This window comes from Streptomyces sp. URMC 123 (genome assembly GCF_051386515.1).
Lineage (GTDB): Bacteria > Actinomycetota > Actinomycetes > Streptomycetales > Streptomycetaceae > Streptomyces.
Genome location: NZ_JBPQTV010000010.1, coordinates 21960 through 43686, shown reverse-complemented (window position 1 = coordinate 43686; position 21727 = coordinate 21960). Strand labels below are relative to the sequence as shown.

General features: G+C 73.2%; 22 protein-coding genes. 9 read left to right on the top strand and 13 right to left on the bottom strand.

The features are described from left to right. The first annotated feature begins 38 nt into the window (after window positions 1–38). Entirely contained in the window at window positions 39–1613 is a 1575-nt protein-coding gene (locus tag ACSNOD_RS03020) for a S8 family peptidase (RefSeq protein ID WP_436765130.1), read from the top strand. A gap of 80 nt (window positions 1614–1693) precedes the next feature. Here the strand turns inward: ACSNOD_RS03020 and ACSNOD_RS03015 are convergent, their stop codons facing one another. Further along, window positions 1694–2629 carry a sterol desaturase family protein gene (locus tag ACSNOD_RS03015; protein WP_436765129.1) on the bottom strand — a complete coding sequence of 312 codons (936 nt, stop codon included), beginning with the start codon at window positions 2627–2629 and terminating at the stop codon, window positions 1694–1696. A gap of 188 nt (window positions 2630–2817) precedes the next feature. On the opposite strand from ACSNOD_RS03015, the gene ACSNOD_RS03010 reads away from it, so the two are divergent. The 5 genes from ACSNOD_RS03010 to ACSNOD_RS02990 all read left to right on the top strand — a co-directional run bounded on the left by ACSNOD_RS03010 (window position 2818) and on the right by ACSNOD_RS02990 (window position 7873). Further along, entirely contained in the window at window positions 2818–3843 is a 1026-nt protein-coding gene (locus tag ACSNOD_RS03010) for a DEDDh family exonuclease (protein WP_436765128.1), read from the top strand. An 85-nt stretch (window positions 3844–3928) separates the two neighbouring features. Next, on the top strand, window positions 3929–4162 hold the full coding sequence (locus ACSNOD_RS03005; protein ID WP_436765127.1) for a hypothetical protein: 234 nt from the start codon (window positions 3929–3931) through the stop codon (window positions 4160–4162). 107 nt (window positions 4163–4269) lie between these two features. Next, window positions 4270–5064, top strand: coding sequence for an SURF1 family cytochrome oxidase biogenesis protein (locus tag ACSNOD_RS03000; protein ID WP_436765126.1), 795 nt, complete (start codon window positions 4270–4272; stop codon window positions 5062–5064). 249 nt (window positions 5065–5313) lie between these two features. Beyond that, window positions 5314–7092 carry a glycoside hydrolase family 15 protein gene (locus ACSNOD_RS02995; RefSeq protein ID WP_436765125.1) on the top strand — a complete coding sequence of 593 codons (1779 nt, stop codon included), beginning with the start codon at window positions 5314–5316 and terminating at the stop codon, window positions 7090–7092. 4 nt (window positions 7093–7096) lie between these two features. Then, on the top strand, window positions 7097–7873 hold the full coding sequence (locus ACSNOD_RS02990; RefSeq protein WP_436765124.1) for an SDR family oxidoreductase: 777 nt from the start codon (window positions 7097–7099) through the stop codon (window positions 7871–7873). An 85-nt stretch (window positions 7874–7958) separates the two neighbouring features. Here ACSNOD_RS02990 and amaP read toward each other — a convergent pair whose 3' ends face one another. From amaP to ACSNOD_RS02965, 5 genes are all read right to left on the bottom strand, one after another. Beyond that, a complete protein-coding gene (gene amaP / locus ACSNOD_RS02985; protein ID WP_436765123.1) occupies window positions 7959–8555 on the bottom strand; it encodes an alkaline shock response membrane anchor protein AmaP in 597 nt (198 codons plus the stop codon). Between the two features lie 129 nt (window positions 8556–8684). Further along, window positions 8685–9371, bottom strand: a complete 687-nt coding sequence (locus tag ACSNOD_RS02980; protein WP_436765137.1) for a DUF6286 domain-containing protein — start codon at window positions 9369–9371, stop codon at window positions 8685–8687. Window positions 9372–9394: 23 nt separating this feature from the next. Next, window positions 9395–9799, bottom strand: coding sequence for a hypothetical protein (locus ACSNOD_RS02975; protein ID WP_436765122.1), 405 nt, complete (start codon window positions 9797–9799; stop codon window positions 9395–9397). A gap of 3 nt (window positions 9800–9802) precedes the next feature. Further along, window positions 9803–9994, bottom strand: a complete 192-nt coding sequence (locus tag ACSNOD_RS02970) for a hypothetical protein (protein ID WP_436765121.1) — start codon at window positions 9992–9994, stop codon at window positions 9803–9805. 113 nt (window positions 9995–10107) lie between these two features. Then, on the bottom strand, window positions 10108–10614 hold the full coding sequence (locus ACSNOD_RS02965; protein WP_436765120.1) for an Asp23/Gls24 family envelope stress response protein: 507 nt from the start codon (window positions 10612–10614) through the stop codon (window positions 10108–10110). Window positions 10615–11004: 390 nt separating this feature from the next. Between ACSNOD_RS02965 and ACSNOD_RS02960 the strand changes: the two genes are divergently transcribed. Then, entirely contained in the window at window positions 11005–11904 is a 900-nt protein-coding gene (locus ACSNOD_RS02960; protein WP_436765119.1) for a nucleopolyhedrovirus P10 family protein, read from the top strand. 108 nt (window positions 11905–12012) lie between these two features. Here ACSNOD_RS02960 and ACSNOD_RS02955 read toward each other — a convergent pair whose 3' ends face one another. The 4 genes from ACSNOD_RS02955 to ACSNOD_RS02940 form a co-directional block, all read right to left on the bottom strand. Further along, complete coding sequence (locus tag ACSNOD_RS02955; RefSeq protein WP_436765118.1) at window positions 12013–12798, bottom strand: enoyl-CoA hydratase/isomerase family protein; 786 nt, start codon at window positions 12796–12798, stop codon at window positions 12013–12015. A 122-nt stretch (window positions 12799–12920) separates the two neighbouring features. Further along, a complete protein-coding gene (locus ACSNOD_RS02950; protein WP_188281871.1) occupies window positions 12921–13142 on the bottom strand; it encodes a helix-turn-helix domain-containing protein in 222 nt (73 codons plus the stop codon). Between the two features lie 627 nt (window positions 13143–13769). After that, on the bottom strand, window positions 13770–15368 hold the full coding sequence (locus ACSNOD_RS02945) for an ABC-F family ATP-binding cassette domain-containing protein (RefSeq protein ID WP_436765117.1): 1599 nt from the start codon (window positions 15366–15368) through the stop codon (window positions 13770–13772). A 93-nt stretch (window positions 15369–15461) separates the two neighbouring features. Continuing rightward, complete coding sequence (locus ACSNOD_RS02940) at window positions 15462–16223, bottom strand: outer membrane protein assembly factor BamB family protein (RefSeq protein ID WP_436765116.1); 762 nt, start codon at window positions 16221–16223, stop codon at window positions 15462–15464. Between the two features lie 402 nt (window positions 16224–16625). Between ACSNOD_RS02940 and ACSNOD_RS02935 the strand changes: the two genes are divergently transcribed. Continuing rightward, on the top strand, window positions 16626–17054 hold the full coding sequence (locus tag ACSNOD_RS02935; protein WP_436765115.1) for a VOC family protein: 429 nt from the start codon (window positions 16626–16628) through the stop codon (window positions 17052–17054). Window positions 17055–17104: 50 nt separating this feature from the next. On the opposite strand, the gene ACSNOD_RS02930 is transcribed toward ACSNOD_RS02935, so the two are convergent. The 3 genes from ACSNOD_RS02930 to ACSNOD_RS02920 form a co-directional block, all read right to left on the bottom strand. Next, window positions 17105–18493 carry a hypothetical protein gene (locus tag ACSNOD_RS02930; protein ID WP_436765114.1) on the bottom strand — a complete coding sequence of 463 codons (1389 nt, stop codon included), beginning with the start codon at window positions 18491–18493 and terminating at the stop codon, window positions 17105–17107. A 160-nt stretch (window positions 18494–18653) separates the two neighbouring features. Then, complete coding sequence (locus ACSNOD_RS02925) at window positions 18654–19778, bottom strand: alpha/beta hydrolase family protein (protein ID WP_436765113.1); 1125 nt, start codon at window positions 19776–19778, stop codon at window positions 18654–18656. 129 nt (window positions 19779–19907) lie between these two features. Continuing rightward, on the bottom strand, window positions 19908–20720 hold the full coding sequence (locus ACSNOD_RS02920) for a class II aldolase/adducin family protein (protein WP_436765112.1): 813 nt from the start codon (window positions 20718–20720) through the stop codon (window positions 19908–19910). A 240-nt stretch (window positions 20721–20960) separates the two neighbouring features. Between ACSNOD_RS02920 and ACSNOD_RS02915 the strand changes: the two genes are divergently transcribed. Beyond that, entirely contained in the window at window positions 20961–21704 is a 744-nt protein-coding gene (locus tag ACSNOD_RS02915; RefSeq protein ID WP_436765111.1) for a lysozyme, read from the top strand. Window positions 21705–21727 lie beyond the last annotated feature (23 nt).

Genomic DNA, 21727 nt, shown 5'->3' with positions numbered 1-21727 from the left:
CGGGAGACTTGCCCCTGTCCGAACGAAGTGGAGACCCCATGACGCCTCGCTCCGCACGCTCGCGCCGCGGTTTCGCGATACCCCTCGGCATGGCCCTGACCGCCGCGCTCGCCTTCCTCCCGGCCGCGGCCACCGCGGCGCCGGCGGGGCCACCGGCCGCCGCCCCCGCCCCGGCCTCCTCGAACTCCGCCGGTGCCACGGGCTCCGGCGCCCAGGCCGGCCAGATGAGCTACGTGGTCAACGTGGAGACCGGCTACGGCTGGCCCGAGAAGGTGAAGAAGGAGATACCCAAGGCGGGCGGCACGATCGTCCACGCGTACGACCAGATCGGTGTCATCGTCGTCCATTCGGCCAACCCGGACTTCGCCAAGACGCTGCGCGCCGTGCGCGGCGTGGACTCCGTGGGTGCCACCCGCACCGCCCCGCTGCCGGCCCAGAGCACCACCGACGTCGGCACCCCGCTGAAGCTCACCGCCGAGCAGGCCGAGGCGGCCGCCGCGAGAGCGAAGGCCGGCGAGGACCCCATGCAGCCCCTCCAGTGGGACCTGCCCGCCATCAAGGCGGACAAGGCCCACGAGAAGACGCTCGGCAGCGCCGACGTCACCGTCGCCGTCCTGGACACCGGCGTCGACGACACCCACCCGGACATCGCCCCCAACTTCGACCGCGCGGCCTCCGTCGACTGCGTGGGCGGCAAGCCGAACACGGCGGACGGCGCGTGGCGCCCCTACGAGGAGGGCGGCAACGCGCACGGCACGCATGTGGCCGGTGAGATCGCGGCCCCCAAGAACGGCGTCGGGATGACGGGTGTCGCCCCGGGCGTCAAGGTCTCCGGCATCAAGGTGTCCACCCAGGGCAACAGCTTCTTCTACACCGAGGCCGTCGTCTGCGGCTTCGTCTGGGCCGCCGAGCACGGCGCGGACATCACGAACAACAGCTATTACGTCGACCCGTGGATGTTCAACTGCAAGGCGGACCCGGACCAGAGGGCCCTGGTGGACGCCATCGCGCGGGCCGCGCGGTACGCGGAGCGCAAGGGACTGGTGAACCTGGCCGCGGCCGGCAACGAGGGCTACGACCTCGCCGCCGACAAGCTCGTCGACCCGAGCAGCCCCAATGACTCCACGCCGGCCGACCGCGAGATCGACCCCCGGGTGTGCCTGGACCTGCCGACGCAGCTGCCGGGCGTCGTCACCGTCTCCGCCACCGGCGCCAAGAACCTCAAGGCCTCGTACTCCAACTACGGCCGGGGCGTCGTCGACATCGCGGCCCCGGGTGGCGACAGCACCCAGTACCAGCCGCCGGCTCCGCCGGCCACCAACGGGCTGATCCTCGGCCCGGTCCCCGGCGGCGGCTACGCCTACTACGCCGGTACGTCCATGGCCACCCCGCACGCCGCGGGCGTCGCGGCCCTGATCAAGAGCACCCACCCCACCGCGTCCCCGGCGCAGGTGAAGGCCATGCTCAAGAACCAGGCGGACGACCTGGCCTGCCCGTCGCCGTACGACATCGACGGTGACGGCACGCCGGACGCCGTGTGCGAGGGCAGCGCGAGCAACAACGGCTTCTACGGGGCGGGGCTGGCGGACGCGCTGGACGCCGTGACCAAGTGACGTGACCACGTGACGCGGCCACGTGATGTGACCGACTGACGTGACGCGGGGTAAGGGGCGGGCGCCGTGGCGCCCGCCCCTTACCTGAGCGAGGCGTCTGCCGCCGTACGAGGGGCCGCGTCGCTCGCCGTACTGAGCGAGGCACCGCTCGCCGTACGGGCGACGGCCGGGGCCGGGGCGGCCGGCTCCTCCGGCTGCCAGCCCGGGCCCCGTACGACCCGGCCGACCCGCTCCCGCCAGGAGCGCGCCCGGCGCAGGTCCCGGGCGATGGCCGTGTACTCATGGGTGGCCACCCGCAGCGGATTGAACGTGTTGATGTTCTTGGTGAGGCCGTAGACCGGCCGTTCCGTCTCGGGCACGAAGGACTTGAAGAGCCGGTCCCAGACGATCAGGATGCCGCCGAAATTGCGGTCCAGATAGCCGCCCTGCGAGGCGTGGTGCACCCGGTGGTGCGAGGGGGTGTTGAAGAGGAATTCGAAGGGCCTGGGCAGCTTGCCGATCCGCTCGGTGTGTATCCAGAACTGATAGACGAGGTTGGTCGACGAGCAGAAGGCGACGGCCGCCGGGTGCACCCCGAGCGCGACCATCGGCACATAGAACGGCCAGACCGTCCATGAGGTCCAGGGCTGTCGGAGCGCGGTGGTGAGATTGAACTTCTCGCTGGAGTGGTGCACCACATGGCAGGCCCACAGGATGCGGATCACATGGTGGCCGCGGTGGGACCAGTAGTAGAAGAAGTCCTGCGCGAGCAGCATCAGCGGCAGCGTCCACCACAGAACGGGCACGCGCAGCGGTGTCAGTTCGTAAATCGCCGTGTAGATGGCGACAATCGGGATTTTCCACAGGAAGTCGAACACGAGGCTGCCGAGACCCATGGTGACGCTGGTCGCGGCGTCCCGGGCCTCGTAGCCCGCCTGATCCTCGTCCGGGTGGAGTCGATGGCTCACCATCTCGACGACCGTGAGCAGAACGAAGGCGGGGACGGACCACAACACGACATCGGGCAGGTGCGGCATGGCCGCACCATAAAGGCGCCGACTGGGAGCCCGCTAGGGGTAGTTACCGATCAGTATTGGTCAAGGTTACCGGCGGTTCGGCCAGGCCCCTGGCGCGCTGTCACCGCACGGCGGGTCACGGCCCGCCGCCACCCCGGGCGGTGGCACCCGTCCGCGGCTGTCAGAGGCGGCCCGTATCCTCAGTGACCATGCTTGAAGACCAGACGGCAGCCGCCTTCCTCCCGGCGCAGCAGTCCGCGCCGCCGTCCCCCTGGCCGGCCGCGTACCCGACGGGTTACGCGGTCGTCGACGTGGAGACCACCGGCCTCGCCCGCGACGACCGGATAGTGTCCGCGGCCGTCTACCGTCTGGACGCCCGGGGTGAGGTCGAGGACCACTGGTACACCCCCGTCAATCCGCAGCGGGACCCCGGCCCGGTCTGGATTCACGGCCTGACGAGCGAGATGCTCGCCGATGCCCCGCTTTTCCCCGATATCGCCGACGAGCTGTCCGAGCGGCTCGAGGGGCGCGTGCTCGTCGCGCACAACGCCTACTTCGACTGGTCGATGCTCGCCCGGGAGTACGCGCGGGCCCGGCGCACGCCCCCCGTACGGCAGCGGCTGTGCACCATCGCCCTCGCCAAGGACCTCGGGCTGCCACTGCCCAACAGCAAGCTGGAGTCGCTCGCCGCGCACTACGGCGTCGTCCAGCGGCGCGCCCACCACGCCCTCGACGACGCCCGGGTGCTCGCCGAGGCGTTCCGGCCCAGCCTGCGGCTCGCCGCCGCGTCGGGGATGGCGCTGCCGCTGATGGCCTGCCAGCAGCTGACCGAGTGGACCGACTCCCCCGCGTCCCGTACGAGCCGCTACCCCGGCTCCTCGGCGTCCTACCGCTCCAGCTGGCGCCCCAGCCGCAAGCGCCCGGCCTGCCCCTACCCCAACCCGGGGCGGTACGAGCCCGGCCAGCGGCTCGTCCAGGGCATGCGCGTGGCGTTCTCCGGGGACACCTCGGTCGACCGCGAGCTGCTGGAGGACCGCGCCGTCGAAGCGGGGCTGCACGTGGCGACGAGCGTGTCGCGGCTCACCAGCCTGCTGGTGACCAATGACCCCGACGCGGTGACGTCCAAGGTGGCCAAGGCGCGCTCCTTCGGCACGCCGGTGATGGACGAGGCGGCCTTCACCCAGTTGCTGCGGGACGTGGCGCCCGCGCCGGGCCGCGAGCCGGCCGGCGACTGAGGGAACCCGCGCGACTGAGTGAACCTGCGCGACGCGCCCGGGGCCGGTGCCCGCACGCCGCCCCGCGCGGCGCACCCTGTGGCCCATGGCACGTTGCGAAGTCTGCGGAAACGACTACGGCATGTCCTTCGAGGTGCACGCGCAGGGCGCGGTGCACGTCTTCGACTGCTTCTCCTGCGCCATCCACCGCATGGCGCCGATCTGCGAGCACTGCAGGGTCCAGATCATCGGCCAGGGCGTCGAGGTCGAGGGCCACTGGTACTGCGGTGCGCACTGCGCGCGGTCGGAGGGGAGGGTGGGCATCGTCGACCGGGTCTGACCGGCGCCCGCCCGGTGGGACCGGGTCCGACCGGCACCCGCCGGCGCGACGGGGTGTGACCGGCACCCGCCCGGTGAGGCCCGGCCGGGGCCAGGTACCGTCGAGACGTGTACCGCTTCCTGTTGTCCCGGCAGTGGGTGATCCTCACCCTCATCGCGCTCGTTCTCGTCCCCGTGATGATCGAGCTGGGCTTCTGGCAGCTGCACCGCCACGAGAACCGCGTGGCCAACAACCAGCTGATCGCCGACAACCTCACCGCGCCGCCCGTGCCCGTCGCCGAGCTGACCGCCCCGGGCCGGGAGGTCTCCCGGGAGAACACCTGGCGGCAGGTGACGGCGACCGGCACCTTCGACACCGCCCATGAGGTGGTGGTCCGCCGCCGGCTGTCCTCCGCCGAGCGGGTGGGCGCCCACGTCCTGACCCCGCTGATCCTCAAGGACGGCCGGGCCGTCCTGGTCAACCGGGGCTGGGTGCCCTCCGCGGCGGACCAGACGAGCTTCCCCTCGGTGCCCGCGCCCCCGTCCGGCGAGGTCACGGTCACGGGCCGGCTGCGGCCCGACGAGACCACCGCGCGCACCGGCATCAAGGACCGGCAGGGCCTGCCGCCCCGCCAGGTCATGCTGATCAACAGCGAGCAGCGGGGGAAGGACCTCTCCCGGCCGGTGCTCGGCGGCTATATCGAGATGAGCGCCCCCGAGCCGGCGGGCAAGTCCCCGGAGCCGGTGCCGTCCCCCGACCACAGCAGCATCGGCGCGCACATGGCGTACGCGATCCAGTGGTGGCTGTTCGCGGCCGGCGTGCCGGTCGGCTGGGTGATCCTGGTCCGGCGCGAGCGCAAGGACCGGCTCGCCCAGCGCGCCGAGAGCGGCAGCGCGGCCGAGGCGAAGGCCGTCCCGGCCTGAGGCCGGCGCCGGAGCCGAGGGCGATCGCGGCCGGGCGGTCCGACCTGATGTGGGTGCGGAGAGCCTCCCGGCCCCGAGGCCAAGGAAGAGCGTCGCGAACCGTACGGCGCCACGCTCCGGCGGACCCGCGCGCGCCCCCTGCCGTGATCAGTACGGTCGACGGCAGGCATGCCCACGGCCGCCCCGGGCAGAGGGACCTCAGCGCCGGTGTCGCGAGTGGACGGCACGGCCGAGGGAGGGGGCGGCAGCGTGCCAGGACTGATCGAGGACTACGCCATCATCGGCGACCTCCAGACGGCGGCACTCGTCGGCAGGGACGGGTCCATCGACTGGCTCTGCCTGCCCCGGTTCGACTCCGCCGCCTGCTTCGCCGCCCTCCTCGGGGACGAGGAGAACGGCCACTGGCGCATCGCCCCCCGCGGCGGTGACGTCTGCACCCGGCGCGCGTACCGCGGCGACACTCTGGTGCTGGAGACCTTCTGGGAGACCCCCGAGGGCACCGTACGGGTCACCGACTTCATGCCCGTACGTGATCGCGCGCCCGACGTCGTACGGATTGTCGAGGGCATCGCCGGCACGGTGGAGATGCGCAGTTCGCTCCGGCTCCGCTTCGACTACGGAAACGTCACGCCCTGGGTGCGGCGCGCCGACGGCCACCGCATCGCCGTCGCGGGCCCGGACTCGGTCTGGCTGCGCAGCGAGCCGCGGCTGCCGATGGAGGGCAAGGCCTTCCGCACCCACGCCGACTTCACCGTGCGCCGGGGCGAACGCGTCGCCTTCGTCCTGACCTGGCACCCCTCGCACGAGCGGCGCCCCCGCCGCATCGACCCCTACGAGGCCCTCCGGCACACCCTGGAGGACTGGACGGGGTGGGCGGAGCAGTGCCGCTACGACGGGCCCTGGCGCGAGCCAGTACTGCGCTCGTTGATCACCCTCAAGGCGCTGACCTTCCGGCCCAGCGGAGGCATCGTCGCGGCCGCCACCACCTCGCTGCCCGAGGAGATCGGCGGCGTACGGAACTGGGACTACCGCTTCTGCTGGCTGCGGGACGCGACCCTGACCCTCAACGCCCTGCTGTGCGGCGGCTATCTGGACGAGGCCGGCGCCTGGCGGGACTGGCTGCTGCGCGCGATCGCCGGCGACCCGGCGGACCTCCAGATCATGTACGGGATAGCGGGCGAGCGGCGGCTGACCGAGTTCGAGGTGCCCTGGCTCAAGGGTTACGAGGGCTCGGCCCCCGTCCGGGTCGGCAACGCAGCCGTCGAACAGCTGCAACTCGATGTGTACGGCGAGGTGCTCGACTCGCTGTTCCTGGCCCGCGAGCGGGGGCTGCCGCAGGAGGAGCACGCCTGGCGCATCCAGCGGGCGCTGATGGACTTCCTGGAGGGCCACTGGCGCGAGCCCGACGAGGGGCTGTGGGAGGTGCGGGGGCCGCGCCGGCACTTCGTCCACTCCAAGGTCATGTCCTGGGTGGCGGCCGACCGCGTGGTCCGTACGGTCGAAGCCCACCCGCGGCTGGAGGGCGACGCCGACCGGTGGCGCGCCATGCGCGAGGCGGTGCACGCCGAGGTCTGCCGCGAGGGCTACGACGCGGAGCGCGGAACCTTCACGCAGTACTACGGCTCGACGGAGCTGGACGCGGCGACCCTGCTCATCCCCAAGGTGGGCTTCCTCCCGCCGGACGACCCCCGGGTGGTGGGCACCGTCGACGCCGTACGGCGCGAGCTCGACCACGGCGGCTTCGTACGGCGCTACACGCAGGACGGGGTGGACGGGGTCCCCGGGGGCGAGGGCGCCTTTCTCGCCTGTTCGTTCTGGATGGCCGACGCGCTGCATCTCACCGGGCGGCGGGAGGAGGCGCGCGCGCTGTTCGAGCGCCTGCTGTCCGTACGGAACGACGTGGGGCTGCTGGCGGAGGAGTGGGACCCCGTCGCGGAACGCCAGCTGGGCAACTTCCCGCAGGCGTTCAGCCATGTCGGACTGGTCAACACCGCCCTCGCGCTGCACGGGCCGGACGCGGCAGGATAGCCCCATGGATCTCGGACTGAAGGACCGCGTGTACGTCGTCACCGGCGGCACCCGTGGACTGGGCCTGGCCACCGCGCACGCGCTGGTCGCCGACGGCGCCAGGGTGGTCGTCAGCGGCCGCGACGAGGCGACGGCCAGGGCCGCGGCACTCGAACTCGACCGCAGGGACGGCAAGAGCGCGGTGGGGCTGAGCGCGGACAACGCCGACCCCGCCACCCCCGAACGCCTGATCTCCGCGGCACGCGGCCACTTCGGCCGGTTCGACGGCATCCTCATCAGCGTCGGCGGCCCGCCGATCGGCCTGCCCACCGACAACACCGACGAGCAGTGGCAGGCGTCGTTCGACGCCATCTTCCTGGGCGCGGTGCGGCTGGCCCGCGCGGCCGCACACGAGTTCGGCGAGGGCGACGGCGGTGGCGTCATCGGGTTCGTGCTGTCGGGCTCCGTCCACGAGCCGATCCACGGGCTGACCATCTCCAACGCGCTGCGGCCGGGGCTGGCGGGCTTCGCCAAGTCCCTGGCCGCGGAGCTGGGGCCGCGCGGCATCCGCGTCGTGGGGCTCCTGCCGGCCCGGATCGACACCGACCGGGTGCGGGAGCTCGACGCCCTGTCGGGCGACGCGGACGAGGCGCGGGCGCGCAACTGCGCGGGCATCCCGCTGCGGCGGTACGGGACGCCGGAGGAGTTCGGCAGGACGGCGGCCTTCGTGCTGTCCCCGGCGGCGTCCTATCTGACCGGGGTGATGCTGCCCGTGGACGGTGGCGCGCGCCACGGCTACTGACGGCGCCTGGGGGGCTCGGAGGGCCTCTCGGGGCTTCTCGGGGCCTCTCCGGGCGGAGGCCGTACGGGGTTCCGCCGCGCCGGGCTCAGGTGACCTTCCGGGCCCTGTGACGGGCCGCCCGCAGCCGTACCCTCGCCGGCAGCCGCTCCAGCCCGAGGGAGGACCGGGCGCGCTCCAGCGCCTCCTCGCTCAGCCGCGTCAGGGCGGTACGGGGAGCGGCGTGCCCGTCGAGCGTCAGGGTGACCCGCGCCACCGGTGCGGTACGGCGCCCCGCCAGTCGAACGCGCGTTCCCGCGACGCCCTCCCAGTCGCTCGCCTCGGCCGCCGTGACCTCCTCCAGGGCTGCGGCCCGCACCCGTGCCTCGGTGCCGTCGCCGCTGTCGATCAGCACCTCGTCGATCCGGGGGCGGCGCCACTGGACGAGGAACCACCACAGCAGCGCCACCAGCAGCAGGGCGAGCACGGCGATGACCACCGGCCACCACCAGCCCTCGTCACGGAACCGGGTGCGCCCCCAGTCCCCCAGCACCACGTCGTCGGGCCCGGTGAGGAACCACCAGTCCGGGAGGGCGAGGTTCCAGCGCCGGCGCGCGTCGAGCACGCCGAGCAGCACCGCGCCGCCCAGCGCGAACAGCCCGAGCCCGGTCAGGCCGACGAGAACCCGGTTCACGGCCTTGAGCATCCGTCTCTCACCCCGTCCCGTCCTTTCGCCCCGTCTGATCGCTTCGGCCTGTCCTTCGGACTGTCCCGTTCCTGCTTCGGTCTGTCTCGTTCCCTCAGCCGTCCCGTTCCTTCAGGCCGTCTCGTTTCCTCAGCCCTTCGCCGGGCGGCGCACCCGTACGGACAGCCGTGGCCGCCGCTCCAGCCCCAGGTCGTGAATGCCCTCGGTGAGCGTCTCGTCGAGGTCGCGTTCGACCTCGGCCAGATCGCGGAAGTGGACCAGTGCCCGCGCGCGGACCTTCCGCCGGCCGACCTCGACCCGTACGGAGCGCACCCCCGACACCTCCATGGCCCGGTCCCGCAGAACCAGCGCGGCCGCGGACCGGTCGAGCCCGGCGCGCACCTCAGGGCCGGACCGCCGCATGGGCAGCAACTGGCGCAGTCCTGGCGTCAGGGCCAGCACCATCAGCCACACCCCGAGGACCACGGCGGCCGCCGCGCCGCCGATCATCCACGGGTCGTCGAGGGGGCGGGAGGCCAGTTCCCGCGCGAGGCGCCGTCGCCAGCACATCGCGGGCCGGTCGGCGCGCACGGCGGCGACGTCGTAGAGCAGCAGTCCCACGCCGCCGGCCGCCGCCAGCGCGATCAGTCCGGCGGGCACACGGCGGGCGGACCAGAAGCGGTGCGCGCGGGGACCGGGCGCCGCCTCGTCGGGAGCGTGGGGCGGCGGTGGCTCACGCGACGGCGGCGTGTCCCGGCCCTCGGCCGGCGGCACCCCCTGAGCGGTGCGCGACGCGAGGGAATCCCGCGACGCGCGAGCCGCGCCCGGTGACGACATGTCGACAGAGGGGCCGTCCCTGCTCATCGCACCCTCCCCTGCCCGGCGAACCGCGTGGACGCCGAGTGCAGCCGCTCCACCGACACGGCGACCTCGGGCACGGCCATGCCCGACAGATCGCGCACGCGTTCGGTGACATGGCGGCGCACCGCGCCGCACTGGGCGCCGATGTCGGCGGGGTAGCCGAGCTCGACGGCGACGTGGACCCGGGCCTCGTCGGCACCCGGCCCCTTGGCCCTCCGTACGGCCACCGTCGCGTGCGGCGTGGCCCGTACTGCGGGAAGCCATTCGGGCGCCACCGCCTGGCGCAGCGCTTCGCGGGCCGCCTGTGAGGCGATCTTGGCGATCACGCGGTCGGCGATCCTGGTCGCTCCCCGGTCGGAGGCGGGCACGGCGGACGGCCCGCCGACGGCAGTCTCCGTCGTCACCCGTCACCGCCGCCGCTCGTCGCGTTCGCGCGGACGGAAGAAGTCACCCGGCTCCAGGTCCCCGTCCACGAAGCGACCGACGACGAAACCGACCGCCCCCAGGGCGGCCACCAGGAGGAAGGCCCCGAAGCCGCCGAAGTACCCGGCGAAGCCCAACCCCATGCCGGCGATCAAGCCGACCATGGCCATGCTCATCGTGCGCTCCTTCGCTCATCGCCGGTGCGGCGGCCGCCCATCCGTACTGTGCGACCGTCGCCGGTGCGGCGGCCGCCCGTCGTACGGAGCGACGGTGACGCGGGCCCGTCGGATCACCTGATCCGGGGTCCCTCGTCCTCGCTCTCGCCTTCGTCCTCTTCCTCGTCCGGCAGCTTCACATCGCCGACCGCGATGTTGACCTCGACGACCTCAAGGCCGGTCATGCGCTCCACGGCGGAGATGACGTTCTCGCGCACCGCTCTCGCGACATCCGCGATGGCGACGCCGTAGTCGACGACGATTTCGAGATCGAGCGCCGTCTGAACCTCTCCCACCTCGGCCTTCACGCCACGGGTCACGCCCTTGCCGCCGCCGGGCACCCGGTCCCGCACCGCACCGAACGTACGGGCGAACCCGCTGCCCATGGCATGCACGCCAACGACATCCCGGGCCGCCAGGCCCGCGATCTTCTCGACCACTCCGTCGGCGATCGTGGTGCGGCCCCGGTCGCCAGGAGCGACGCCACTGCCGCGCTTGCCGCCTAGGGTCTTCTGCCCGCTCTCGGCCGTGGTCTCCGCTGTGGAGGTCTCGGGCCGGTTCCGCTGTGCGGTCTCGCTCATCGCCGGTCGTCCCTTTCCGAGATCCGAGAAGCCTTTACGGGAAACCCGAGCACCGGGAATCCCGGACTGCGGAGCGGACGAGCCGCTCCGCTGCCCACACTAAGACCGATTGCCCAGACCCGCTCAGGGGATGCGGCAGGCGTGCGACCCGCCGTACTGCCGGGCCGGCGTACGACCCGCCGTACTGCTGGGCAGACGTGCGATGCGCCGTACTGCCGGAGTGGCGCGGTGTGCCCTGCCGCACCCCGTACGGCAGGCTGACCGGGCGGGCCGGGGCGACGGGGAGCACTGTGGGAGACACGGCCACGAGTGGCCCCCGGCGGGCGGGCGAGGCACGCGACGGCGCACGGAGCACAGCCGTGGCAGGCGAGGCGGAAAGGGGCGATCCCGGTGGTGACTGAGGGATGGGCACAGGCTGTACGGCGTCAGCTCGGGCTGGGGCGGCTGCTGCCGCTCGGCGGTCCGGCGGACGGCGCCTGGCTGGTGGAACGGGCCGCGGCCGAGGTGCTGCGCCACGCGGCGCGCGGGCTGCCCGGGGTGGAGCCGGGCACCGTACGGGTCGACCTCGACGACCCGGCGGCCGCGCGCGAACCCGTGGTGCCGGCCCCTCCTAGCGCTCTGCCACCCTGCCCGCTCAGGGTCGAGGCCGACTTCGCCGTGGCGACGGGGGCATCGCCACGGCAGTCACTGCCGGAACTGGCGGAGGAACTGCGCACCGTTCTGCTGCTGGCCGCCCGGGAACAGCTGGGGCTGCGGGCGGTCGCGGCAGACCTGCGGGTGACGGCGCTCCTCGACGAGGAGGCACCTGCCGAGAAAGCCTCTTCCAAGGAGGCGCCTGCCGCTCGGCAGGTGGCCCCGGTGACCGCACCGAGCGAAGAAGCCTGGGAGGCCGGGCAGCTCGGGCCGTCCCCAGCCCGGGCCACGGCGGGCGACGCGGCCGGCTCCGGCGCGCCGGAGGAGGCCCTGGCCGCCACGGTGACGGCCGTACCGGGCGTGGCCGGCCTGAGCTCCGTACTGGGCGGGCTCGGCCGGCCCATCCGTGTCAGCGACTCCCCGGGCGAGGCCGCCGCGCTGCCGCGGCGGCACGTCCTGGTGCAGCTCGCGGTGGCGGCCGGCCACCGCCCCCTGGATGTGGCGCGAGCCGTCCGCCGGGCCGTCTCCGAGGCCGCCGCGCCGGGGCGGCCGGCCACCGTCGCCGTCGTCGTGACGGATGTGCCGGCGGGCGCGGCGCGGCCTCCTGGGACGCCGACAGGGCCCGAAGCGGCGCGGTCGGCGGAGCCGGAGTTCTGAGCGCGCCGCCGCCGCGCGAGGGGCCTCACCGGCCCCGGGCGTGCCGTACGAGGGTCGCCACCGGCCTCGGTCCACCGGCGGCCCGGAAACCGTCGGCCGGCCCGAGTGTCAGTCGGAGAGCCCCGCCAGATCCCGTAGCCGCCGCGCTTGAGCGGCGCGCTCGGCAACACGCTGCTCCTCGTAGCCGCGCTCCGTCGCTCCGCGCAGCAACGCCTTGGTCTCGATCACGGCATCGCGGGGCGCGGCCAGCAGCGCGGCCGTCAGATCCCTTGTCGCGGAGTCGAGTTCGGCCACCGGCACCACCAGGTTGGCGAGCCCGATGCGCTCGGCCTCGGCGGCGCGGACGAAGCGCCCGGTGGCGCATATCTCCAGAGCGCGGGCATAGCCGACCAGCCCGACGAGCGGATGCGTGCCGGTGAGGTCGGGCACGAGCCCGAGCGAGGTCTCGCGCATGGCGAACTGGGCGTCATCGGCGCACACCCTAATGTCACAGGCGAGCGCGAGCTGGAAGCCGGCGCCGATCGCGTGCCCCTGGACGGCGGCGATGGTGACGAGGTCGTTCCGCCGCCACCAGGTGAAAGCCTCCTGGTATTCGGCGATCACCGCGTCCAGCTCGTCGTCGGTGGAGCGGGCGAGCTCCGGGAAGGACGGTTCGCCGTCGAACCCCTCGGGAGTGAACGCCTGCCGGTCCAGGCCGGCGGAGAACGACATGCCCTCTCCGCGCAGCACCACGACCCGCACACTGCCCGGCAGCAGCCGCCCCGCCTCCGTCAACGCCCGCCACATGGCGGGCGATTGAGCGTTTCGCTTGGCTCCGTTGGCCAAGGTGACGGTGGCGACGGCAACGGCTTCATCGACGGTGAGCCGTACGCCGTCCTTGTCGAGCAGGGTCATGGGAGCCTCCGGATCGGCTGCGGTCAGCGAGCTGTTGTGCTGAGCTGACTGCACAGTAACCACCCGGGCGACCGGCCGACCGACCGGGTGGTGACTGTCCACACACCTGCCGTCTTATCTGGTCAGGCCGTAGCGGCCTTCTTGCCTCGCGTGGCGCCACCGCGTCCGCGCAAGGTCACACCGGACTCACTGAGCATCCGGTGAACGAAGCCGTAGGACCGGCCGGTCTCCTCGGCCAGCGCCCGGATGCTTGCCCCGGAGTCGTACTTCTTCTTCAGGTCTGCCGCGAGCTTCTCGCGCGCGGCGCCGGTCACCCGGCTGCCCTTCTTCAGAGTCTCGGCCACCCGTGCCTCCTCATGGGAAGTGCGCTCTGGACTCTCATGATCACCCCTTGGGGGCTTCCTGGCCACCCATTCAGCAAGGTCTGTGCGACATCGTTTCCGTTTCCGCGCCGCTCAAGCGTCGGCGGAACGACGGATTCCCTTCGCCGCCGAATCTCACGGCAGCCGCCTCGCGCGGCGTCGTGGCTGGTCAGCGGGGCGCGGATGGACAGGCCACCGGGAAGTGGTTTCCATCACCATGAATTCCGGCAGTGCTCGCCCGAGCACGCTCAGGTACGACCCGGTCTCACTCAGATGATGGATCACGCATCGTCCGAATGATCCAGTGGAAGTGGATCAGGGGCCCGGTGGGCGACGCACGAGGTCCGATGAGCGAGGCCGACGCCCGAGCTCGGTACGGCGAGAGCCTTCGGCCGTACGCGTGAGACCGTACGCGTGAGCCTGCGACCGTACGGTGGTGCGCCGGGCCGGCGGCCACCCGCGCCCTCACGCGCGGGACGGTGGCACGACAGCCGTACTGCTCACACGACGGCCGTACTGCTCACGCGCCGCGGCCACCCTGAGCAGTACGGCCGCCGGCCCGCGCCCGCAGTTAGGCCGCAGGCCCGCAGTACGGCCGCGGCACGAGGGTCAGGCCAGGGCGACGAGGTCCGCGTAGTCCTCGCCCCAGAGGTCCTCGACGCCGTCCGGAAGCAGGATGATCCGCTCGGGCTGGAGGGCGTCCACCGCGCCCTCGTCGTGCGTCACCAGGACGACGGCGCCGGTGAAGCTGCGTAGCGCCCCGAGGATCTCCTCGCGGCTGGCCGGGTCGAGGTTGTTCGTGGGCTCGTCCAGGAGCAGCACATTGGCCGAGGAGACGACCAGCGTCGCGAGGGCCAGCCGGGTCTTCTCGCCACCGGAGAGGACGCCGGCGGGCTTGTCGACGTCGTCACCGGAGAACAGGAAGGAGCCCAGCGTCTTCCGGATGTCGACGAGGTCCATGTCCGGGGCGGCCGACCGCATGTTCTCCAGGACCGTGCGGTCCGGGTCGAGCGTCTCGTGCTCCTGCGCGTAGTAGCCGAGCTTCAGGCCGTGGCCGGGCGTGACATCGCCGGTGTCGGGCTTCTCGACGCCCGCCAGCAGCCGCAGCAGCGTCGTCTTGCCGGCGCCGTTGAGCCCCAGGATGACGACCCGGGAGCCCTTGTCGATCGCCAGGTCGACGTCGGTGAAGATCTCCAGGGAGCCGTAGGACTTCGACAGGCCCGCGGCGGTGAGCGGGGTCTTGCCACAGGGCGCGGGGTCGGGGAAGCGCAGCTTGGCGACCTTGTCGGACTGGCGCGCCTCCTCCAGGCCCGACAGCAGCTTCTCCGCGCGCCGGGCCATGTTCTGCGCGGCGACGGTCTTGGTGGCCTTGGCGCGCATCTTGTCGGCCTGGGCGTTGAGGGCGGCGGCCTTCTTCTCGGCGTTGGCGCGCTCCCGCTTGCGCCGGCGCTCGTCCGCCTCGCGCTGGGCCAGATACTGCTTCCAGCCCATGTTGTAGACATCGATCTGGGACCGGTTGGCGTCCAGGTAGAACACCTTGTTGACGACCGTCTCGACGAGCTGGATGTCGTGGGAGATCACCACGAAGCCGCCGCGGTAGGTCTTGAGGAAGTCCCTCAGCCACACGATGGAGTCGGCGTCGAGGTGGTTGGTCGGCTCGTCCAGCAGCAGGGTGTCCGAGTCGGAGAACAGGATGCGCGCCAGTTCGACGCGGCGGCGCTGACCACCGGACAGGGTGTGCAGGGGCTGGCCGAGGACCCGGTCGGGCAGACCGAGGCTGGCGGCGATGGTCGCGGCCTCCGCCTCGGCGGCGTACCCACCCTTGGTCAGGAACTCCGTCTCCAGCCGCTCGTACTTCTTCATGGCGCGCTCACGGGTGGCGCCCTGCCCGTTCGCCATCCGGTCCTCGTTCTCGCGCATCTTGCGCAGTACGGAGTCGAGGCCGCGGGCGGACAGGATGCGGTCGCGGGCGAGAACGTCGAGGTCGCCGGTGCGCGGGTCCTGCGGCAGGTAGCCGACCTCACCCGAACGGGTGACGGTGCCGGCGGCCGGCATGCCTTCGCCGGCGAGCACCTTGGTGAGCGTGGTCTTGCCCGCGCCGTTGCGGCCGACCAGGCCGACGCGATCGCCCTTGGCGATGCGGAAGGACGCGGACTCGATGAGGACACGGGCGCCGGCGCGCAGCTCAAGGCCGGTGGCGGTGATCACGGTGGGGACTCCAGGGCAGGGTGAGGGCGTCGGACGGGGGCCGGGGTCGAGCGACGCCGTCTAATGCGCAAGGAGATTTGCCATACGAGAAGTCTAGCGGTGGTGTGCAACCGGTTTTCCGCGCCGCCCTCGCACCTCGTTGCCCAGCGGGGACCGGTCGGGGGTCACGGGTCCCAGGCTGTCCACGGCGATCAGTTCTGAGGTCCAGGACGGGTCGCCGGCCGGACGGGCCGGGCCACCACCGACGGCGGGGCCGCCCGTACGGGCCGCGGCGCGGGTGCCCCGTGCGGGCGGTGCCGGCCGCCGCTCCCCCTGACAGGGCTGAGCGAGCAACAGTACGGAGCCACGCTGCACGGCGCGGTGCGGCTGGAAGGCGCAGCCGGGTCGCGCGGGCAGCACCCAGCGCAGATCTCCGTCGGCGGTGCGATAGGCGGCGATGCGGCGAGGGGTGACGACCGCGAGCATCCTGGTGTCCGGGTCCAGCGGGCGCAGTACTCCCGCCCCCCGGCGGGCCGAGCGGCTCGCCAGCCACTCCCCGGCGCCCGGGATGGCGCGGTGCCAGCGGACCGCTCCGCCGGAGCCGTCGACGCCGCTGCCGGTGTCCGTGACCATCCCGTCGTCCCACAGCGCCACCGCGTGGCCCGGCGCGGACCGTACGGTCACCGGTCTGCGCCCCAGGCGGGCGTATGTCCACTGGCGCGCCCCGGTCCGTGGGTCGTACGCCTCCACGACCCGGCCCCGCAGCCGGATCTTCGGCGCGGGCGCCACGGCCGCGGCGGCCTCGTGGACCGTGAGCCGGTCGCCGTAGGGAACGGGCCGGGTCTGGTGGGCCGCGGTCGCCAGGGGCAGGGTCACCAGGGCCGCGACGGTGAGAACCGCACGGGCCGCGCGGCCGCGCAGAGCGGCCGGGACGGGCGTGCGTGCCGATGTCCTGGCCGGCGGGGCATCGGACGTACCGGCCACGTACCCCCCTTCCGCACGGCTGGTCACAGAACAGGCGCAGAGCGTAGTCGCGAGGAGAGCCGCGCGAGGCGAACACGGGACGACACGGCGGGCGGCCGTCGTCCGTTCGGCCGCAGTCCTGGCGCGAGGGAGCGGCCCCGTACGGGATCGGCCCGCCGAACGGCCGGTTCCCGCGCCTCCGCATGCCGCGCGTCCATGCCGCGCGTCCTGGGGCCACGCGCCCGATACTGCACGAGGGGCGGTGCTCCGGCCCCGCGTACGCGCCCGGTCGAACAGTCGAACAGGAGTGGTGACATGGCGGACAACGGTGCGGGGCGGCCGGACGGCGGCTTCTGCCAGGTGTGCCCGACCCTGCTGTACCGCGACGCGCGGGCGGCGATCGCCCTTTTGCAGGACGCCTTCGGCTTCACCGAGCGGGCCGTGTACGCGGACGACACGGGGCGCGTCCAGCACGCGGAACTGTCGTACGGCACCGGGATGGTGCTGCTCGGCTCCGCGGGCGGGGAGGGCGCCTACGCCACGGCGATGCGCGACGCCGGCCCGACGGGCGTCTACGTGGTCGTGGCCGACGTGGACGACCACTACCGTCGGGCCCGCGACCACAACGTCGAGATCCTGATGGAGCCGACGGATCAGGAGTACGGCTCGCGCGAGTACATGGCGCGCGACGGCGAGGGCAACGTCTGGAGCTTCGGGACCTACGCTCCCGGCGCGGCGGGCTGAAAGGCCCTGCCGCGCCGGTCCGGCCTGTCCCGCGCGCCTTCAGGCCCGGGCTAGACGCCTCCGGTGTGAACCTGGAAGGCGGCCCTGCGCACGGCCTTGGCCAGCGCCGGGTCGGGGTGTGCCGCAGCCAGGGCGACGAGGACCTGCACCGTGCGGGGGTGCCCGACGGCCCGCACCTCCTCGAGCAGCGCGGGGACCGTGCCCTGCACCGCGGATTCGAGGTGCCGCACGAGCAGGGGGCCGTCACCGTGGTCGGCCACCGCCGCCGCGGTGTCCACCCACAGCCAGGTGGCCTCCTCGCGGGTGAGCACGTCCGTCAGGTCGTCCGGGTCCCCGCCCTCGTACTCGGCGAGCCACAGGAGCGCGTACGGCCGCAGGCAGACCTCGTCCACGACGGCCCGCACGGCGGGTTCGGCGGGGGCCCCGACCACGCGCAGCGCCTCGAACGCGAGGCCGCGCAGCAGGGCGTCGTCACCCCGTGCGGCGTTCAGGAGTTCGATGACGGCGCTGCCGACAGGGCGGGCGGCCAGCCAGGCCCGGTACTCGGCGCGCGCGGGGCCCGGGGTGAGCCCCGCGCAGCCGCGCAGCATGGCCTCCGCGGACTGCTCGATGTTCCCGGCGGGGCTCTGCGCCGCCACACAGATCTGTTCGAGCTTGACCCACACCGCCCAGTTGCCGAGCGGGGTGAGGGTCGCCTGGCCCTCCTGCAGGGTCAGCGCCCCCACCTCCGCCAGGGCGTCGAGCGCCCAGGCGAGGAGCGCCGGGGGCGGCGGCTCGGTGGCCGCCGTCTCCGCGGCCTCCGTACTGCCGTAGGGCACCTCGCAGCGCTCCGTACGGAGCTCGGCGACACGCTGCTCCAGCAGATCGCGCAGAACGGGCAGCAGTACGGGGCCGGCGGAGAGCTGGAGCAGGGACAGCAGCTGCGGCACGGCCTCCACCACTTCCGCGACCGCCGTGGGGGCGAACGCGGCAGGGGCGGGGTGAGCGAGCGACCACGCGTCGAACAGGGCCACCCAACCGCGCAGCGCCGCGGAGTCGTCCCGGTCCCAGGCCTGGAGGCGCCAGCCCGGCAGGGCGGCGTCGCCGTGCAACTCGACCAGGCCCGCCAGCCGGGCGCGGTCCCAGTCGGCCCTCACCTGTCGGGGCGTCAGCCCGAGGTCCGCGGCGGCTCGGGCGGCGGCGGCGTCGGAGAGGGCACCGGTGGGCTCCGGGCGCAGCCCCTGCCCGTGCGCGCGCTGCTTCTCCGCCCAGCGAGCGATCCGTACGGCGTCGGCGAGCCCGGTTCTGGCGTACCGGGCGAGTTCCGCGGGTGCCGGCGTTCCGGCCGGCGGTCTGGGTGCCGGACGACGACGCCGATTCGTCACGGCCTGGCGTGCTGTGGCGATCGGTTGTCGAGGCACAAGGCGGAGCCTGGAGTCGCGCGGAGTACGGGACGTCACGAGGAGCAGTCTTACGGCTGACGCCCCGAAAGCCCAATCGGAACCTGCCTTACGGGTTCCCGGCCTGAACTGTAGTGAGCCGCCGCGCCTCGCGCGCCGCGCGGTGCGCCGTGCACCGCACGGCGCGGCACCTGCTATCGGCTTCGCGGCGTGGCGCGGTTCACATCAGGGGCGTGAGGAAGCGGCGGAGGGCCTCCTCGTAGCCGTGGGGGTCGGCGTTCCACATGGCCGCGTGGGGCGCCCGCGGAAACGAGTGCAGGGTGATCAGTTCGGGACGCGCGGCGGCCAGGGCGCGGGACGTCTCCCACGGGGCGATGGCGTCATCGGGCCCGTGGAGGATCAGGGTGGGCACCGAGAAGCCGTCCGGGGCGGCCAGCCGGGCCAGCCGCTCGTCGAGGCCCGTACGGCCCTGCGCCGCCCGTACTGCGAGAGGCAGGAGCGGGCGCGGGACCCCATCGGCCGCCGCAAGCGTCCGTACGGCCGTCCGCCAGTCGAACACCGGCGAGTCCAGGATGAGGCCGGTGATGCGCTGCTTCAGCGGGGACTCGGCCGCGGCGCGCAGGACCATGGTGGCGCCGGTCGACCAGCCGTGGAGGATGACGCGCCGCGCGCCGTACCGCACGGCGTAGCGGATGGCCGCGTCCACGTCGCGCCACTCGGTGTCCCCGAGGTGCCGTACGCCGTCGGGTGAGCGGGGCGCGCCGAGGTCTCCCCGGTAGGCGAGCGAGAGGACGGATATGTGATGGCGGTGCAGGAAGGGCATCACGACCATGGGGTGCTCACGGCTGGTGCCGAGGCCGTGCACGGCGATCACCCAGGTGTCGCGGGCGCCGGGGACGAACCAGGCGGGCAGGGAGCCGACGTCGCCGGGCACGTCGACATCGGCGTGGTCGAGGCCGAGGGCGTCGCGCGGGTTGCCGATGTGGACCTGCGGCGTGAGCCACATGCGGGTGCCGGTCTCGAGCACGCCGTGGGTGACCCGCTCCAGCCGCCGGACGACGCAGTCCACCGGGTGCGGCACGGTGTCCAGGACGGGGCCGACGATGGCATGGCAGCCCGGCCCCATGAGCCCGTAGGTGCCCGGCCGCTGGGAAGCCAGGCTACGGGTCAGGGTGATGCGGTCGGGGGTCATGGTGTGGACGGTGAGCGGTGGGTCGCCCGGCAGCGGCCGCAGCCGCGCCGGGTTCAGGGCAGCGCCGGAGGCGTATCGGCCGGCCGCCACCGCGGCCACGCCGACACCGAGCACGGAGGTCGCGGCCGCGGCCGCCACGGTTCGCACGCGCATCCGTACCAGTGTGGGCGGCATGCGGGCGTGGGGCCAGTGGGCGGAGCCGTCGGGTGAGGTGTCGAGCCGGCGCAGCCCGTCGCCAGTACTGAGCGGCTGGGCGCCGTCGGCAGTACTGAGCGCCCGTCGTCAGTCCTGAGGGGAGCGGTCCTGGGCGCCCTGGGGACCGTAGCCTCGCAGCTTGTCGGCGGCCTGTCGCAGGTCGTCTCCCGAGAGAAGGCTGGGCGACAGTCCTGGGACGGACCGGGCGGCGAGCCACACCTGGCACATCCATTCGAGCTGAGCGGTGCGGTCGTAGGCCTGGTCGAGGGTCGCTCCACAGGCGAGCGTGCCGTGGTTGCGCAGAAGACAGGCCGTACGGCCGCGCAGGGCCTCGCGTACGCGCGCGGCGAGTTCCTCGGTGCCGTACAGCGCGTAGTCCGCGACGCGGACGGGCCCGCCGAGGTCCGCGGTCACGTAGTGGATGGGAGGCAGTTCGGGGACGAGGGTGGAGACGGCCGTGGCGTGCACGGCGTGGGTGTGGACCAGGGCTCGGGCGTCGGTGGCGCGATAGACGGCCAGATGCATGGGGAGCTCGCTGGTGGGTGCGAGGTCGCCGATGACCTGCCGGCCGTGGAGATCGGTGCCGGTCATGTCGCGAGGGCCGAGTCGGTCGTACGGAACGCCGCTGGGCGTGACGAGAACCGTGTCCCCCACGCGTACGGAGACGTTTCCCGAGGTGCCGACCACCAGCCCACTCTCGGCAGTCCGGCGCGCGGTACGGAGCAGGTCCCGCCACGCCCGCTCCAGGGCCCTGGACCGCTCTCCCGCGGCCTCGGGGTCGGGTCGCCCCCGTGGCGGGCTCGAAGGGCCCGCCGGGGCCCTTCCCGCCGCCTGTGCCGCGCTCTCCCGTGCCCGCGCTCCCGCCGGGTCCGCCGTGCCCGCGCCGTCCGGCTCCGCCATGCGGCTCACCTCCTTGAGCCGATCCTGGCAGGTGCCGGGCGCGGCGCGGTGCGCGGGGCGCGCGAGGTGGAGCAGCCTGCGATCAGGCGTTGCCGAGCGCATCTGGGCGCGCGGCACATGCCTCGCGCCTCTGCTGCCTCAGCACGCCGCCCCGCGGACCCATCGGGAACCGTCGGTCCGGGTGGGATCTTCCAGTAATCTCGGCACGATTTGTCATGAACGTCGCCAATCGGGGGACAAATGACTCACAGCCGGTCGTCGCGCCGCCACTGCCAGCTTCTGTTCGCGGCTTCCGCCGCGATACTGACCCTCATCGGAACCACCCTCTCCGGCGCGCCGACGGCGTCGGCCGCGGGACAGCCGCGCGGCCACGACGTGTCCTCGCACCAGAAGGACGTGGACTGGGCGGCGGTGAGGAGCAAGGGCGCGGCCTTCGTCTATGTGAAGGCGACCGAGTCCACCTCGTACCGCAATCCCTATTTCGAGCAGCAGTACGGCGGCTCACGGAAGGTGGGCATGGTGCGCGGGGCGTACCACTTCGCCGTACCGGACCAGTCCTCCGGCCAGGCCCAGGCGGCCTACTTCCTGAAGCACGGCGGAGCGGGGCGACCGGACGGCTGGACCCTGCCACCCGCGCTGGATCTGGAGAACTACCCTCGCGGCCGCAAGAAGTGCTACGGCCTCGATCCGCGGGAGATGGTGGCCTGGATCACCTCGTTCAGCGACGAGGTGAGGAGGGTCTCGGGGCGGCGCCCCGTGATTTACACCACGACGAAGTGGTGGAACGACTGCACGGCCGGAAGTACGGCCTTCGGGGCCGACCACCCGCTCTGGCTGGCCCGGTGGGCGGACTCGCCCGGGCCCCTGCCCGCGGGATGGCAGTTCTGGACGTTCTGGCAGTACTCCAACGCCGGCGACCTCCCGGGCGATCAGAACGTTTTCAACGGGACGGACGACCAGCTGAAGCGCCTGGCCGGAGGGTGATTTCGACCGGATTCGACGCCCTC

Excerpts from the sequence above, each read along its gene's own strand:
- ACSNOD_RS03020 (WP_436765130.1), top strand. The coding sequence starts at position 39 with ATGACGCCTCGCTCCGCACGCTCGCGCCGCGGTTTCGCGATACCCCTC.
- ACSNOD_RS03015 (WP_436765129.1), bottom strand. The coding sequence starts at position 2,629 with ATGCCGCACCTGCCCGATGTCGTGTTGTGGTCCGTCCCCGCCTTCGTT.
- ACSNOD_RS03010 (WP_436765128.1), top strand. The coding sequence starts at position 2,818 with ATGCTTGAAGACCAGACGGCAGCCGCCTTCCTCCCGGCGCAGCAGTCC.
- ACSNOD_RS03005 (WP_436765127.1), top strand. The coding sequence starts at position 3,929 with ATGGCACGTTGCGAAGTCTGCGGAAACGACTACGGCATGTCCTTCGAG.
- ACSNOD_RS02990 (WP_436765124.1), top strand. The coding sequence starts at position 7,097 with ATGGATCTCGGACTGAAGGACCGCGTGTACGTCGTCACCGGCGGCACC.
- amaP (WP_436765123.1), bottom strand. The coding sequence starts at position 8,555 with ATGCTCAAGGCCGTGAACCGGGTTCTCGTCGGCCTGACCGGGCTCGGG.
- ACSNOD_RS02980 (WP_436765137.1), bottom strand. The coding sequence starts at position 9,371 with ATGTCGTCACCGGGCGCGGCTCGCGCGTCGCGGGATTCCCTCGCGTCG.
- ACSNOD_RS02970 (WP_436765121.1), bottom strand. The coding sequence starts at position 9,994 with ATGAGCATGGCCATGGTCGGCTTGATCGCCGGCATGGGGTTGGGCTTC.
- ACSNOD_RS02965 (WP_436765120.1), bottom strand. The coding sequence starts at position 10,614 with ATGAGCGAGACCGCACAGCGGAACCGGCCCGAGACCTCCACAGCGGAG.
- ACSNOD_RS02955 (WP_436765118.1), bottom strand. The coding sequence starts at position 12,798 with ATGACCCTGCTCGACAAGGACGGCGTACGGCTCACCGTCGATGAAGCC.
- ACSNOD_RS02935 (WP_436765115.1), top strand. The coding sequence starts at position 16,626 with ATGGCGGACAACGGTGCGGGGCGGCCGGACGGCGGCTTCTGCCAGGTG.
- ACSNOD_RS02925 (WP_436765113.1), bottom strand. The coding sequence starts at position 19,778 with ATGCGCGTGCGAACCGTGGCGGCCGCGGCCGCGACCTCCGTGCTCGGT.
- ACSNOD_RS02920 (WP_436765112.1), bottom strand. The coding sequence starts at position 20,720 with ATGGCGGAGCCGGACGGCGCGGGCACGGCGGACCCGGCGGGAGCGCGG.
- ACSNOD_RS02915 (WP_436765111.1), top strand. The coding sequence starts at position 20,961 with ATGACTCACAGCCGGTCGTCGCGCCGCCACTGCCAGCTTCTGTTCGCG.